The organism is Ruegeria sp. CDSB029, assembly GCF_059611125.1.
On record NZ_JBXWOX010000001.1, the window covers coordinates 74,215 to 87,525 of the forward strand.

15 protein-coding genes are annotated in these 13,311 nt (G+C 57.7%); 5 read left to right on the forward strand and 10 right to left on the reverse strand.

Annotated features, from left to right (window positions below; translation table 11 throughout):
* Positions 1-32: 32 nt before the first annotated feature.
* A complete protein-coding gene (gene ilvC, locus AC2FI8_RS00380) occupies positions 33-1,055 on the reverse strand; it encodes a ketol-acid reductoisomerase (protein WP_058273912.1) in 1,023 nt (340 codons plus the stop codon).
* Between the two features lie 132 nt (positions 1,056-1,187).
* On the opposite strand from ilvC, the gene AC2FI8_RS00385 reads away from it, so the two are divergent.
* The gene (locus AC2FI8_RS00385) at positions 1,188-1,643 is read left to right on the forward strand and encodes an Lrp/AsnC family transcriptional regulator (RefSeq protein WP_108858913.1); all 456 of its coding nucleotides are present in this window, start codon (positions 1,188-1,190) and stop codon (positions 1,641-1,643) included.
* Entirely contained in the window at positions 1,640-2,098 is a 459-nt protein-coding gene (locus AC2FI8_RS00390; protein WP_108858912.1) for an Lrp/AsnC family transcriptional regulator, read from the forward strand. Before AC2FI8_RS00385 ends, AC2FI8_RS00390 begins: the two co-directional genes overlap by 4 nt.
* A gap of 6 nt (positions 2,099-2,104) precedes the next feature.
* Here the strand turns inward: AC2FI8_RS00390 and hutC are convergent, their stop codons facing one another.
* Positions 2,105-2,806 (reverse strand): histidine utilization transcriptional repressor HutC, encoded by a 702-nt coding sequence (gene hutC, locus AC2FI8_RS00395; RefSeq protein WP_496722205.1) that lies wholly within the window; start codon positions 2,804-2,806, stop codon positions 2,105-2,107.
* 230 nt (positions 2,807-3,036) lie between these two features.
* Between hutC and AC2FI8_RS00400 the strand changes: the two genes are divergently transcribed.
* Positions 3,037-4,164, forward strand: a complete 1,128-nt coding sequence (locus AC2FI8_RS00400) for an aminotransferase class V-fold PLP-dependent enzyme (RefSeq protein WP_496776386.1) — start codon at positions 3,037-3,039, stop codon at positions 4,162-4,164.
* Positions 4,165-4,177: 13 nt separating this feature from the next.
* On the opposite strand, the gene AC2FI8_RS00405 is transcribed toward AC2FI8_RS00400, so the two are convergent.
* From AC2FI8_RS00405 to AC2FI8_RS00415, 3 genes are all read right to left on the reverse strand, one after another.
* On the reverse strand, positions 4,178-5,374 hold the full coding sequence (locus tag AC2FI8_RS00405; protein ID WP_496776390.1) for a UbiH/UbiF family hydroxylase: 1,197 nt from the start codon (positions 5,372-5,374) through the stop codon (positions 4,178-4,180).
* A gap of 76 nt (positions 5,375-5,450) precedes the next feature.
* Positions 5,451-5,699 carry a hypothetical protein gene (locus AC2FI8_RS00410; RefSeq protein ID WP_282168549.1) on the reverse strand — a complete coding sequence of 83 codons (249 nt, stop codon included), beginning with the start codon at positions 5,697-5,699 and terminating at the stop codon, positions 5,451-5,453.
* A gap of 86 nt (positions 5,700-5,785) precedes the next feature.
* The gene (locus AC2FI8_RS00415; protein WP_496776392.1) at positions 5,786-6,430 is read right to left on the reverse strand and encodes a pyrimidine 5'-nucleotidase; all 645 of its coding nucleotides are present in this window, start codon (positions 6,428-6,430) and stop codon (positions 5,786-5,788) included.
* 100 nt (positions 6,431-6,530) lie between these two features.
* Between AC2FI8_RS00415 and AC2FI8_RS00420 the strand changes: the two genes are divergently transcribed.
* Positions 6,531-7,178: a GntR family transcriptional regulator gene (locus AC2FI8_RS00420; RefSeq protein ID WP_496776394.1), complete on the forward strand. Its 648-nt coding sequence runs from the start codon at positions 6,531-6,533 to the stop codon at positions 7,176-7,178.
* Positions 7,179-7,181: 3 nt separating this feature from the next.
* On the opposite strand, the gene AC2FI8_RS00425 is transcribed toward AC2FI8_RS00420, so the two are convergent.
* Positions 7,182-9,050: a glycosyltransferase gene (locus tag AC2FI8_RS00425; RefSeq protein WP_496776396.1), complete on the reverse strand. Its 1,869-nt coding sequence runs from the start codon at positions 9,048-9,050 to the stop codon at positions 7,182-7,184.
* A gap of 80 nt (positions 9,051-9,130) precedes the next feature.
* The gene (carA, locus tag AC2FI8_RS00430; RefSeq protein ID WP_496776398.1) at positions 9,131-10,297 is read right to left on the reverse strand and encodes a glutamine-hydrolyzing carbamoyl-phosphate synthase small subunit; all 1,167 of its coding nucleotides are present in this window, start codon (positions 10,295-10,297) and stop codon (positions 9,131-9,133) included.
* A gap of 183 nt (positions 10,298-10,480) precedes the next feature.
* On the opposite strand from carA, the gene AC2FI8_RS00435 reads away from it, so the two are divergent.
* Complete coding sequence (locus tag AC2FI8_RS00435; RefSeq protein ID WP_496776400.1) at positions 10,481-10,966, forward strand: GatB/YqeY domain-containing protein; 486 nt, start codon at positions 10,481-10,483, stop codon at positions 10,964-10,966.
* A 21-nt stretch (positions 10,967-10,987) separates the two neighbouring features.
* Here the strand turns inward: AC2FI8_RS00435 and AC2FI8_RS00440 are convergent, their stop codons facing one another.
* From AC2FI8_RS00440 to AC2FI8_RS00450, 3 genes are all read right to left on the reverse strand, one after another.
* Positions 10,988-11,482: a DUF2244 domain-containing protein gene (locus AC2FI8_RS00440; RefSeq protein ID WP_496776895.1), complete on the reverse strand. Its 495-nt coding sequence runs from the start codon at positions 11,480-11,482 to the stop codon at positions 10,988-10,990.
* 44 nt (positions 11,483-11,526) lie between these two features.
* Complete coding sequence (locus tag AC2FI8_RS00445; RefSeq protein WP_282118722.1) at positions 11,527-12,126, reverse strand: 2-hydroxychromene-2-carboxylate isomerase; 600 nt, start codon at positions 12,124-12,126, stop codon at positions 11,527-11,529.
* A gap of 105 nt (positions 12,127-12,231) precedes the next feature.
* On the reverse strand, positions 12,232-13,260 hold the full coding sequence (locus AC2FI8_RS00450; protein ID WP_496766793.1) for a bestrophin family protein: 1,029 nt from the start codon (positions 13,258-13,260) through the stop codon (positions 12,232-12,234).
* Positions 13,261-13,311: the final 51 nt, after the last annotated feature.

Consider the following 13,311-nt stretch of genomic DNA (forward strand, 5'->3'; position numbering starts at 1 on the left):
ATGGGCCGCCCTTTCGCATTCGCTTGGCAGGATCAGTTCTTTTCCTGATCGACCAGCTTGCCGGCGGAAATCCACGGCATCATGTCGCGCAGTTTCTTACCAACCTGCTCGATCTGGTGCTCATCATTGTGGCGGCGAGCCGCTTTGATGGTCGGCTGACCAACAGCGTTTTCCAGCATGAAGTCACGCACGAATTTGCCGGTTTGGATGTCCGACAGCGTCTCTTTCATCGCTTTCTTGGTCTGCTCATAGGGCAGGATCCGTGGGCCGGTGACGTACTGGCCGTACTCGGCAGTGTTCGAGATCGAGTAATCCATGTTCGCGATACCGCCTTCATAGATCAGGTCAACGATCAGCTTGGTCTCGTGCAGACACTCGAAATAGGCCATTTCGGGTGCATAACCTGCCTCAACCAGAGTTTCGAAACCACAACGGATTAGTTCGACGATACCGCCGCACAGAACGGCCTGCTCACCGAACAGGTCGGTTTCGCACTCTTCGCGGAAGTTGGTTTCGATGATGCCCGAGCGGCCGCCACCGATGGCTGAGCAATAGGACAGGCCGATTTCTAGGGCTTTGCCGGTCGCGTCGCTGTCAACAGCGACCAGGCAAGGCACGCCGCCGCCTTTGACGTATTCGCCGCGTACGGTGTGGCCGGGGCCTTTGGGGGCCATCATGATGACGTCGATGCCTTCTTTCGGCTCGATCAATCCGAAGTGCACGTTCAGGCCATGGGCAAAAGCAATGGCAGAGCCGGGCTTGATGTTGTCATGCACGTATTTCTTGTAGGTCTCGGCCTGCAGTTCGTCGGGCATGGTGAACATGATGACGTCGCACCAGGCTGCCGCTTCGGCGATGCCCATGACTTCCAGGCCTTCGGCTTCAGCTTTCTTGGCCGATGCGGAGCCTTCGCGCAGAGCGACGACAAGGTTCTTCGCGCCCGAGTCGCGCAGGTTCAGTGCGTGGGCGTGGCCTTGCGAGCCGTAGCCCAGGATCGCCACTTTCTTGTCTTTGATCAGGTTGATGTCGCAATCGCGATCGTAATAGACGCGCATGTCGCCGGTCCTTTCTGGTTAGATTGCCGAGGTTTTTACCTGCCGGATGTTGTATTGGCGATAGGGTTGCACTTGAGTATTTGTGAAAAAGATGAAGAATAATTCGTGTAACACCAGAAATGCGAAAAATTCATGCTTGATGACATAGACCGCCGAATCCTGCGCCACTTTCAGGCCGATCCCAGCCTGACTGCTGCGGAACTGGCCGAGCGTTGCCGTATCAGCCAGGGTGTCTGCTGGCGCCGGGTCGAAAAGATGCAGGCAACCGGAATAATCCAGGGGCAGGAGGCCGTGATCGATTGGGCGGCGCTTGGGTATGCGGTCGAGGTTTCGCTGCGCGTAACGCTGGACAAGACGCAATCGCGCGCGTTTGACGAATTTACTGCCGCCGCCCGGCAAGTGCCCGAGGTGATCGAATTGCAAACATTTCTGGGCAGGGTGGATGTGCGGCTGTCGGTGATTGCCAGGGACATGTCACACTACCAACAACTCTACCGTGACCGCATTCTGACCCTGCCGCATATCGCGGATATTGAGGCCTTGATGCATATCGCGAGGGTCAAGAGCGAAGAGGTCTTGCCGGTATGACCGAATTGGATGAGCTGGACCGAAAAATACTGTGTGCGTTGGCTCAGGACGCCTCCCAGAGCGCCGGGGCGTTGGGGCGTAAGCTGGGTCTGTCACAACCGGCGACATGGCGCCGCATCCGCCGGCTGGAAACCTCGGGCGTTATCAAAGGTCGCCGGCTGCGCCTGAATGCCGAGGCGTTGGGATTCGGCGTGACCGTGTTCCTAGGCGTAAAACTGGCACGCAAGGGACAGATCAGTTTGGAGGATTTTGAGCGCGCGGTTAGTGCAATTCCCGAAGTTCAGACAGTTGAGCATGTGCTGGGTCTGTACGATTATCGTCTGCGGGTTGTTGCCCGCGACCTGTCGGATTTTGAGCGTGTCCTGCGCCGTCGGATAATGACCTTGCCCGGCGCAGGAGATGTCGAAGCCAACGTCCTGCTAAGTGAGGAACGTTTGCCGGGACCGATCGGATAAGCCCGTTCAGTACCGCGTGCGGATGCAATATCCGGGATGGTGTGTCATCCGGGCAAATGCCATCGGATTTCCGTTCTTCCAGGTCGTGCGCTCTAGCTGGATCATCGACGTTCCGGGGGTAGTTCCCATGAATTCCGCCAATCGTCCGTCCGCGGAGATCGCGCAAAAGGAGACTTCAGCCTCGGTAAACGGAGAGGCGTTCAATAGCCATTCATGGGGGCCCTGGGTGCTCAGATCAGCATGTTCGATTTCGGGTACCGCATCTATGTTGATCCAGCGTTCTTCCAACTGGAAGGGACGGTTGTCGGCATAATGCATGCAGATGACTTGCAGGACGCGAATGTCCGCGGAAACACCGATCTGTGAAGCCAGCCAACCGGGGCTTGCGACCACGTTGCGTTCAACCAGCGAGTACCGATAGGTTGCATTTTGGCTTTCAACCGTTTGACGAGCCAACGAAAATTCTAGCTTGGCGTGCTTGCTGGGTTCCTTTTTGACCCGGGTCCCGCTTTTGCGTTTGCGCTCGACAAAGCCCTGATCAGAAAGCTCGCGCAGGGCACGGTTCACTGTCGCGCGTGCGCAATTGAATTCCTCGGCAAGCTGTGTTTCGGTTGGCAGAAGCGATCCCTGCGGCCAAATGCGGCTTTCGATCCGCCGTTTGACTTCGTCCCGTACAACTTGAAAACTGATCCGCTTATGCGCATTCACCTGTCGAAATACCTTTCTTCTGCAAAGTGAGTGCATCTGGTCAGAAACACGTCAGAGTGTAAAGGGCGACTGACACTAATTGGCGTCATTTCTTGCCAGATTCGACCAACAAAATATCATTTGAGTGTTTTGTTTTTGGTTCCCTTAGGCCAGATATTCGGGTTCAGTACGGGTCTCGGCAAACTAACCCGGGTCGCGAGGCCGCTGACGACAATTTGAAAGGACAAACCATGCCAGCGCTATTGGACACCGTCGATCCCTCTGGGCTCGAAGAGTTCTCGGTCGTGTTTACGGATCGGTCTCTGAACCACATGTCAGTGCAGTTTCAACAGGTGATGCGGGACATCTCGGGGTTGCTGAAGGATGTGTATAATGCGGATGGTGTGGCGATTATCCCTGGTGGTGGCACCTATGGGATGGAGGCCGTCGCCCGGCAATTTGCACGCAACGCCAATGTACTTGTCGTTCGGAACGGGTGGTTTTCCTACCGCTGGAGCCAGATCATCGAATCCGGTGATCTGACGGCGTCGGCGACGGTTCTTAAGGCTCGTGAAACCGGCAATTCCAGCCCGTCGCCCTTTGCCCCCGCACCGATTGACGAGGTTGTTTCAACAATCCGTGAACAGCGTCCGGACGTTGTTTTTGCCCCACATGTAGAGACCTCGGCCGGTGTAATTCTGCCCGACGATTACGTGACTGCCATGGCCGCGGCGGCGCATGAGGTTGGGGCGTTAATGGTGCTGGACTGCATCGCCTCGGGTTGTGCTTGGGTCGACATGAAGGCCACCGGTGTGGACGTTCTGATCTCGGCCCCCCAGAAAGGCTGGAGCGCATCGCCCTGCGCGGGCCTTGTCATGTTTTCTGAGCGTGCCGAAGCGCGGTTGGAGGAGACGACGTCTGACAGCTTTGCCGTTGATCTGAAGAAATGGCGGCAGATAATGCAAGCCTATGAAAATGGCGGGCACGCGTATCACGCGACCATGCCCACGGATGCGTTGAAGGCGTTCCGCGATACGATGGTCGAGACCGAGCGAAGCGGTTGGGAAACTCTTCGAAATGCTCAATGGAATCTGGGAAATGGAGTGCGGGAGCTCTTGAAGGGATACGGTATTATCTCTGTTGCGGCGGACGGATTTGGCGCGCCGGGCGTTGTGGTCAGTTATACCTCAGATCCAGATGTTCAGAATGGTAAGAAATTTGCGGCTTTGGGCATGCAGATCGCAGCAGGTGTGCCGCTGCAATGTGATGAGCCCGAAGGATTCAGCACCTTCCGCCTCGGTCTGTTTGGTTTGGACAAATTGTATGACGTTGACGGCACCATCGGGCGGCTCAAGCGCGTGCTGGATCAGGTTCTGTGAAACCGTTCGGGCCTTAGCGTACGCCGAGGCCCATTTCCATCAAGGTCTTGCGAACAGCCGGCAGGGAATAGAGCGCATTCAACCCCATTGCCCTCACGTCCCTTAACGGTCGCGCCTCGATCATCGAGGCGCGGTTTAACAGATCAATTCCTTTGACCCGCATCTCGATCTCGGTATGGCGGGCTTTGTGATAGGCCTCGAGCATCTGCGCGTCGCCCAAACCTTCGGGGCGGGCCTGCGCCAGTTCCAGCAGACTGCTCAGATCGCCCAGCGACATGTTCAATCCCTGGGCTCCAATTGGCGGCACCACATGGGCAGCTTCGGCCATTAGTGCGACTCGCTCGCCAGCCAGACGTTCTGCGGACTGGCTGATGATCGGCCAGATGGTCCGGCGCGAAGCCAGTTTTAACGGTCCGAACAACCCACAGGACCGTTCGGTCATCAGCGCCTCAAACGCTTCGGGCTCGGTGTTGAGCAACTCAACCGCGCGGGGTCCGCGCTCCATCCACACAATCGCCGAAGACGGTTGCCCCTGCCAATCGGGCAGGGGGACCAGGGTGAAGGGCCCACCCGAGCGATGGATCTCGGTCGAGACATTGTCATGGGGAATCGGATGTGTGACCGCAAAGGCCAATGCCTTCTGGCCATAGCGCGTTGTATGGACCTTGATCCCAGCCGCCTCGCGCATGGGAGAGTTGCGCCCGTCAGCAGCGACCACCAGCTTGCAACGAATGCGGCTGCCGTCACTCAGGCCGACACGCGCTTCGGCAGTGCGGGTGAACAGGCTGACGGTGCCTGTACCGGCACGGAAATCGACATTGGGCAGTACGGCCAGTCGTGCCACCATCTCGCGCCGCAGCAGCCAGTTGGGCAGGTTCCAGCCGAACGGTTGATCCGAGATATCAGCGGCGTTGAAATCGCGCACAACGCGGGGTTCAGGAACATCTCCGCCTGCGTCCACAATCCGCATGATCTGCAAAGGGGCCGCGTGTGCGTCCAGCCGTTGCCACAACCCACATTGCTCTAACAGCCCGTGTGCGGGCTGAAGAAATGCGGTGGTTCGCAAATCAGAGCCGTCCACGTCGCGCTCGGTTATCGGGGGCGTCGGGTCCACGCAAATAACGTCGAACCCGGCGGTTCCAAAGGCCGCCGCGGCGGTCAGACCGGCGATTCCTCCGCCGGAAATCAGGATGTCACAGCTGTCTTTCATGACCTTGGCCTCCGAGTGTTGGGCAGACCCTAGTTCGGTTCCTCCGCCGGTGCCAAGTGACATCCTGTCTCGCGTGTCAGCCGCGCGAGATCAGGATGAGGATCAGGAACATCACCGGCACCATCATCACCGCCGGGATGTACAGGCCCGGCAAGCCAAACAACAGGGCAGAACATCCCCACATGCTGAAAATCGCGGCCGCTGTATAACCCCATTCTTCGCCCTTTGCATGAGCGGCATCCTTGGCTAGCCAGCCAAACAGGGGGATTGCAAACAACAGGCGCTGCCAGATGGGCAGGCGTCCGGGCATCTCGATCGCGCTCATGGGGTCTCCGATTCTGTTCGTCGCTGAGGCGCATATAGGGTCGATGATGCACCTGCAGAATGTGCAGATCGTCGCAGTGTGACAGCCTATCGCAGGCGGGCCAGAAACGCGGTCAAATCGTCGGTATGATGGTGGATATGCTCAGCCTTATGCGGCTCGGGCGCGACGTGAACAGTGCGCATTCCCATCGCGTGCGGAGCAGTCAGATTGCGCGGATCATCTTCAAACATAGCCGCCTTGGCGGCGTCGATGCCATCCTGTGCAAAGATCGCCTCGAACGCGGCCTGTTGGGGTTTTGGACGATAGCCCGCGTGTTCTACGCCATAAACCGCATCGAACAAACCGCTGAGGCCGCGTGCTTTTAGCACCCGTTCGGCATAAGGCGCGCTGCCGTTGGTGTAAACGATACGACGGCCGGGAAGGGACCTGATGTGGTCGGCCAACTCAGCGTCGGGGTCCATGTGGCTCATGTCCACCTGATGCACGGCGTATAGATATGGGTCGGGGTCCAGGTCATGCTCGGCCATCAAGCCGGCCAGCGTGGTGCCGTATTCCCGCCAATAGTGCGAGCGCAGACGATCCGCCTCGGCCCGGTCGACGCCAATGGCCTGCACCACGTAATCCGTCATCAGAACCTCGATCTGGTCGAATAGTTGCATATGAGGCGGGTACAGCGTGTTGTCGAGGTCGAACACCCATTGGCTGACGTGCGAAAAAGAAGGTTTGACCATGGGTTGGGTTTAGGCCGCCATGCACAGGTTTTCAATGCTACACTTGATTGCACGGGCCTGAGGCGGATAGACATGTCCGAACGAGGAGAAAAAACACCCCATGCCGCAATCCCGTCAGCCCAACAAAGACGCCTATAACCTTATTCTCGAAGCGATTGATGTGGGCGTTTACAAGCCCGGCGACCGATTGGTCGAAAGTGAGCTGGCAGAACGATTTGGCGTGTCTCGTACACCTATCCGCGAAGCGTTGCAGCGACTTGAGACGCAGTCCCTGCTAGAGCGTGACGGACGATCACTGATCGTGGCCTCATTGGATCACAACCAAATGGCCGAACTTTATGTGGTCCGGCGCGAGTTGGAAGGGTTGGCCGCAAAGCTGGCCGCGAAACACGCCACCGAAGAAGAGATCAAAGTGCTACAGGACATGGTCGCCGCTGACGATGCGCTGGTGAATGATCCAACGGCACTGTCGCGGGCTAACCGGCGGTTTCATGAACAGATCCATCTGGCTTCGCACAACCGGTATCTGGTGCAGCAGCTGAATCTTGTGCACCGCACCATGGCGTTGATGGCTACGACCTCGCTTGCCGTTCAGGGCCGTGGCGAGATTGCGCAAAGTGAGCATAAGGGCATTGTTGAGGCAATCACCGCACGGGATGAAGAGTCGGCAGAGCGCGCGCTGAAAGAACATATCTCGGTGGCCTTCATGACCCGGCTGAAACAGGATGCGGTGCTGCGCGAAAAATGACCGTCAGTGCGGCTGTACTTCTTCGCGGGCTTGCCCATGCTGGGTTTTGTCCCAGAAGAACGGGTTGCTGGCCAGTTCCCACAGGGCTTTGTAGGCGGCTAACACGCCTAGCGGAAAATAAAGCGGCATTGTTGGAACCCACGGCATAAGGAATCGTCTTTCCTGTGCTGCTACGGCCAGCATTCCAACGACCAGATTGGTGATCTCTGCCACCAGAAACAGGCTGATGAGTGTGTGGAAGGCCCAATCAGATAAAAGCGGATCGAACGGGCCAGGCAAGCCCAGAGTCGCCAACCAGAACAGCCATAGGACCGGTGCCATTAAAAACTGGCCAATAGTGCCTAAAAAGAACGCCTGAACGCCAAGAAATCGCTTGAACCCGATGTCACCCAGCAGACGCCGCGGCGCACGCATGTGCACCAGATAGGTCACCATGAACCCCTTCAGCCAGCGCGAGCGCTGTTTGACCCAGGGCCAGGCGCGAAAGTTTGCCTCTTCATAGGTGGTGGTATCAACCATCTCGGTTCGATAGCCCGCGCGGCTGAGGCGCACGCCCAGATCGGCATCTTCCGTTACATTGTGGGCATCCCAGCCGCCAAGCTCCAGCAGCTTGTCCCTGCGGAAAAAGAATGTTGTGCCCCCAAGCGGGACGACCAGACCCAGATTCGCAATGCCTTGCAGGATGATCCGAAACCAGCTGTTGTATTCGATTGTAAAACAGCGTGACCGCCAATTTGTGCGCGGGTTGTAATAATCCAGAACACCTTGCAGGCAGACGACGTCCTCGTCAGCCCGCGCAAAATGCCGGACCACCCGTTCGATCTGATCCGATTGCGGGGCGTCCTCGGCATCCCACACACCCAGAATGTCGCCACGGCAAAAATCCAGCGCGTAGTTCATCGCGCGGGGCTTTGTCGTCAGTCCGTTCAGTTCTGGGACTTCAACAGTTCTGATCCAGCTGGGTAGATCCACTCGTCCCAATGTGGTGCGCGTGACCTCATCTGAGGCCTCCAGCACCAGAATGACATCCAACAACGCCTTTGGGTAGGTCAGGCGTTGTAGCCGCTTAATTAAGGCGCTTGCTATTTCTCGTTCTTTGTAAAGGGGTACCATCATCGACACGCGTGGTAATCGCAGCGGAACAGGTTCGGGCGTTGGGCACACTAGGCGGTATCTCATAAGATATGAGACCAAGCCTGCCATGCGCAAAATCATGAACATAAGCAGCGAAACCGTGGCTGTGGTCAAAAGAACAGTCAGACCAACCAGAGGAAAGGCTGTAAAAAAGAAAAGAAGTCCCGCAAGGACAGCGATGGGACCCGCGCGCTTTGTCGGCGTCCACGATCGACAGCTCTGATCCTTGCCGACCCGGGTTTCCGCGCCTTTTGCCAAAGTTTCGGAAAATGAGCTGGCAATCGCGTGATCAATCTGACTGGCCGATGCAAGTACCGGGGCAATCGTGTGTTCGGTGTGGGACAGGGCGGCGCGTACCGCGGCAAAGCGGTTCGGATCAGCGGTCGCGATCAGCAGGATCGGGCCGATGCGTTGCCACGGGATCACATTATGCTTCAGCCAGAACTCGACCGGTTTGATGTCACATAAGGTCGGGGAGGGGGGCGTGTTTTTCAGATCGGCAATTTGCAGATTGGTCTGCTCGGACAAAGCATCCATGACTTCCTGACGGCTGATCCAGCCCTCTCCGACAAGGATCTCGCCCAGCGGGGCCTGTTGTCTGGATTGCAAGTGCAGCGCCTTTTCGAGCTGCGCGGGGGTGATGCATCCACGTTCGAGTAAACAGGCGCCAAGGGGTTTCCGCGCCCCAAAAGAAATCGGCGCGGCGCGCGCGAATTGCTGCAGGCTATGTTCAACCATAAAAAAACCCTGACACGGTGACCCGCGTCAGGGTGGCTCAATCAAGGTTAACAGCGCGTTAACACTAAACGATGGAGTGGTTAAGCCTGTGCTTTCTTGTCTGCCATTGCTTCGGCAAAGCGTTCGAACAGATAGTAGCTGTCCTGTGGGCCGGGTGAGGCTTCGGGGTGGTGCTGCACTGAATAGACAGGGCGATCGGTCATGCGGATGCCGCAGTTGGACCCGTCAAACAACGAGCGGTGGGTTTCCACAACGCCGTCGGGCAGGGACTGGCCATCCACAGCGAAGCCATGGTTCATCGAGGTGATCTCGACCTTGCCGGTATCCAGGTCTTTGACCGGATGGTTGGCCCCATGGTGGCCGTGGTTCATCTTGACGGTATGGCCGCCCAAAGCCAGCGCCAGCATCTGGTGGCCCAGACAAATGCCAAAGACGGGCAGATCGGTGGCGTCTAGAACCTCTTTGATCATCGGCACGGCGTATTCACCAGTGGCTGCCGGGTCTCCGGGGCCGTTCGACAGGAACACGCCATCGGGATTATGGGCCAGCACCTCGGCAGCTGTCGCCGTTGCAGGCAAAACCGTGACGTCGCAACCAGCCGAGGCGAGGCAGCGCAGGATATTGCGCTTTGCGCCAAAGTCGACGGCGACTACTTTATGCACCGGAGCTTCCTGACGTTTATACCCGTCCGGCCAGGCCCACCGCATTTCGTCCCAGCGATAGCTTTGGGCGCAGGTGACCTCTTTGGCCAGATCCATGCCTTCCAGACCGGCAAAGCCACGCGCGGCGGCGACCAATGCCTCGATATCAAAGTTACCGTCGGGATCATGCGCCAACGCGACATGAGGTGCGCCTTGCTGACGGATGGCGCGGGTCAGGCGGCGGGTGTCCACGCCACCGATGGCGATGCGGCCGCGGCGGGCCAGCCAGGCCTTCAGTTCTTCGGCCGAGCGCCAGTTCGATGGCTCGGTCGGGTCCCATTTGACCACCATTCCGGCGGCAACCGGATCGCCAGTCTCGTCATCCTCGGGGTTTACGCCGACATTGCCGATATGAGGGAAGGTGAAGGTCACGATCTGTCCCGCATAAGAGGGGTCGGTCATGATTTCCTGGTATCCGGTCATGGCGGTGTTAAAGCACAGTTCAGCCACGGTTTGGCCGGTGGCACCGAAGCCCATACCGTAGAACAATGTACCGTCGGCCAATGCCAGACATGCGGTGGGCTTGGACGGGGCGTTCTGGGCCATGGCGCGACTCTCCTGCAAGGTAAACCGGCGCATACCTAAGGGGGTTGTCCGCTCGGGTCAAGTCTGTTCAATTTTTAGGCTATTGTTTAAAATCAATAAGTTAGCTGCATGCGCCCCCTGTTGTATCGCGCTTTTTGTTTCGATATGGTCGGGGTTCCTTTGCCATGGGGATGGACAGAACATATGGATATGCGATCAAGGGTGAACACTGCCCTGAAGCAAGCAATGAAAGACAAGGATGCCGAGCGTCTGTCGACGCTGCGCTTGATTAATGCTGCGATCAAGGACCGTGACATCGCTTCGCGCGCGTCTGACAACGAAGAAGCCAAAGGCTGCGGCGACGCAGAGGTGCTTGAAATTCTTGGTAAAATGACCAAGCAGCGCAAAGAAAGCGCCCGTGCCTATGAAGAGGGCAGCCGTTTGGATCTGGCCGAACGGGAACTGCGCGAGGTCGAGGTCATCGAGGAATTTCTGCCCAAGCAATTGGACGATGACGAGGTGAGCAAGGCCATTCAGTCCGCAATCACGGCCACCGGCGCCGGGTCGATCCGCGACATGGGCAAAGTGATGGGTGAGCTGAAAACTCGCTACACCGGCCAGATGGATTTCGGCAAGGTTGGCCCGATGGTCAAAGACCAGCTTTGCGCTGGGGCAAGCGGCGGTTGCTAAGCCCTTTTCTTTTGCCAGATGCTAAGACTGCGCGACGGGTTCGCGCAGTTTTTTTGTAAGCTCATCAAACAGCGAAATCCGCTCTTCCTCAGACAGAAACGCGCCGATTTCAACTTCGCGACCGTCACCGGTCAGTGTGACATAATTCGGGACCGGGCCTCCGCGCTCGTGCATTTCGGGGCGCGCCCAATAGCGGTTGCACGACCACGCCTGCTGCCCCCGTTGGGGGTGATGCTGCACCAGACGGGCCTGCGATCTGGTCAAGGTCAACACCTCGAAAACGCTGCGTGCACGGTAATTGGACTGGATCGCGAACCACAGTCCCAGAACGGTCAACAGCATGAATGGCAGCAAACCCCACAGCAAAACCGACCCAAGAACAGCCATCAGGGGAATCAAGCCAAACAAAAAGACCGCCAACACCACACGCATCGCCCAGCGTGGGGGCAGAGAGTTATGCGGCCACAGGCGCAACTCTTGCTCGGAACTTGAGGTTTGATTCCATCGATACGGCATGGTGCAAAAATAGCGCAACACCTGCCGGTGTCTAACAGGAAAGATCAGATGACGTGCCCAACTCTGGCCCAGGATAACGCGTCGTCCAGCCGGTCATCGCCCCAGAAAACCTCGCCGCGAACGACCAGGCTGGGGGCGCCAAAAACGCCCAGCTTTGTGGCCTGTTCGGTTTCGGTTTCAAGCGCCGAGATCGTGTCGGGGCTGCGTGCGCGGGCAAGGGTCAGGCGCGGGTCCTGCTGACACCGATGCAGCGCTTCTGATAACGCGGTTTCGCTGCCCGCCTCGATCCCTTCTTCGAACCAGATGCGGTACAGGTTTTGAGTAAAGGATTTACCCCAGCCATCCGCCATACCCAGCACGGCAACCTGATTGGCCAGCGCAAGATCCGAGATCGGGTAGGGTGCAGGAAGCGTTGCGTGCAGGTGGTATTTTGCGGCTCGCCGCTCGATATCACGCCACATATATGCGGATTTGGCCGGTTTGCCTGCAAATGGAATGTTCTGTTGTTCGGACATCACGGTGCGCACGTTAAACGGTCGCCAATTGACGGTCGCGTCATGCTCATCACACCAATCATCCAGGCGCATGATTGTCAGGAAGCTGTATGTGCTGCCGATGGAAAACCAAAAGTCAATTTCGGGCATCTGATGGCTCCGATCCCAGGGTTTCTGGATACATGATACCCTAATTTGGGCAGATTATCGAACGCACCCTGAAATGGCGTTGCGGACACGCCAAATCGGGTCGCTCTAAAACAGAACTTTTTCGATGGGTTGCGCGGGTTGAGGCGCAACCCCGCAGTCTGTCATCTGCCGTAAGTCAATCTCGATGCTGCGACAAAGGGCCGAGATCGGAACATCGGTCACATCCCCTTCGAACGGATCCTCCATCGAGGCGCTGACGCGTTCGGTGACAAAGAAGATCCAACAAACCAGCGCCCCAACCGGCGCGAATGTCAGCCAGTCGAAAATAACAAGCTGCCATACAGAGATATCTGCCCCGGGGATGATTGATCGCTCGTCGTTGAACGCCAGCGGCAGCATGAAGATGAAGATCCAACTGAAGACGCGACCGACCTCGGCAACCTGTCTTGGGAAGGGTGTGTTCTTGATGCGCTCACATTGCCCCTGTGTCGTCGTAAACCGCGCGAGGCGGTCCATCAGGGCGACGTGCCAATAGGGGTCAATGCCGCGGCTGCGTGCCAATTCTGCTAGCTTTTCGCCCTGAAGAAACAACAGATAGGCGGCGCGATTGCTCTTGCCCTCAAGCCTTGCCAAGTCGATTGGCAACTGGCGTTCGCGCCAGCATTCGGGCATTTGATGCAACTCGGTTCGGTCAGAAATAGGTTTGTGCCCAAACATCCATGGGCGTCGGCTGCGTCCTGTCGGCGAGGGCTGGCGCAGCTGAAAGGCAAGCATATTGAGCCACGCGATGTGACGTTCGATCAGTTCGTCGCGCAGCGCGGGATCAATCGGTGTGCCGTCGGGCAGCACCAGATTGCTAATAGTGTTGCCCCAGTCCCGGCTGGCATTGACGATCTCGCCCCAGATGCTGCGCGCTTCGGACCAGCGCGCAAAGGCCGATGTGTTTTTGAAGCCCAGAAAGAATGCCACTGCCAGCCCGAGCATGGTGACGGGCGGGCTGGGGTTCGAGATCAACTCGATTGTCGTGATCTCGTCCGCCAGAACAACCAGCAGCGTCCATGTCAGCACGATGCAGATAAAGCCAAAGGAGCCCTTGACCATCTGTCGTACAGTAATTCCGTCGTGAAGGATCATGACCGACCGGGTCCTGCGCAATTGGCGATTGCAGATCAGTCTAGCGGCTTA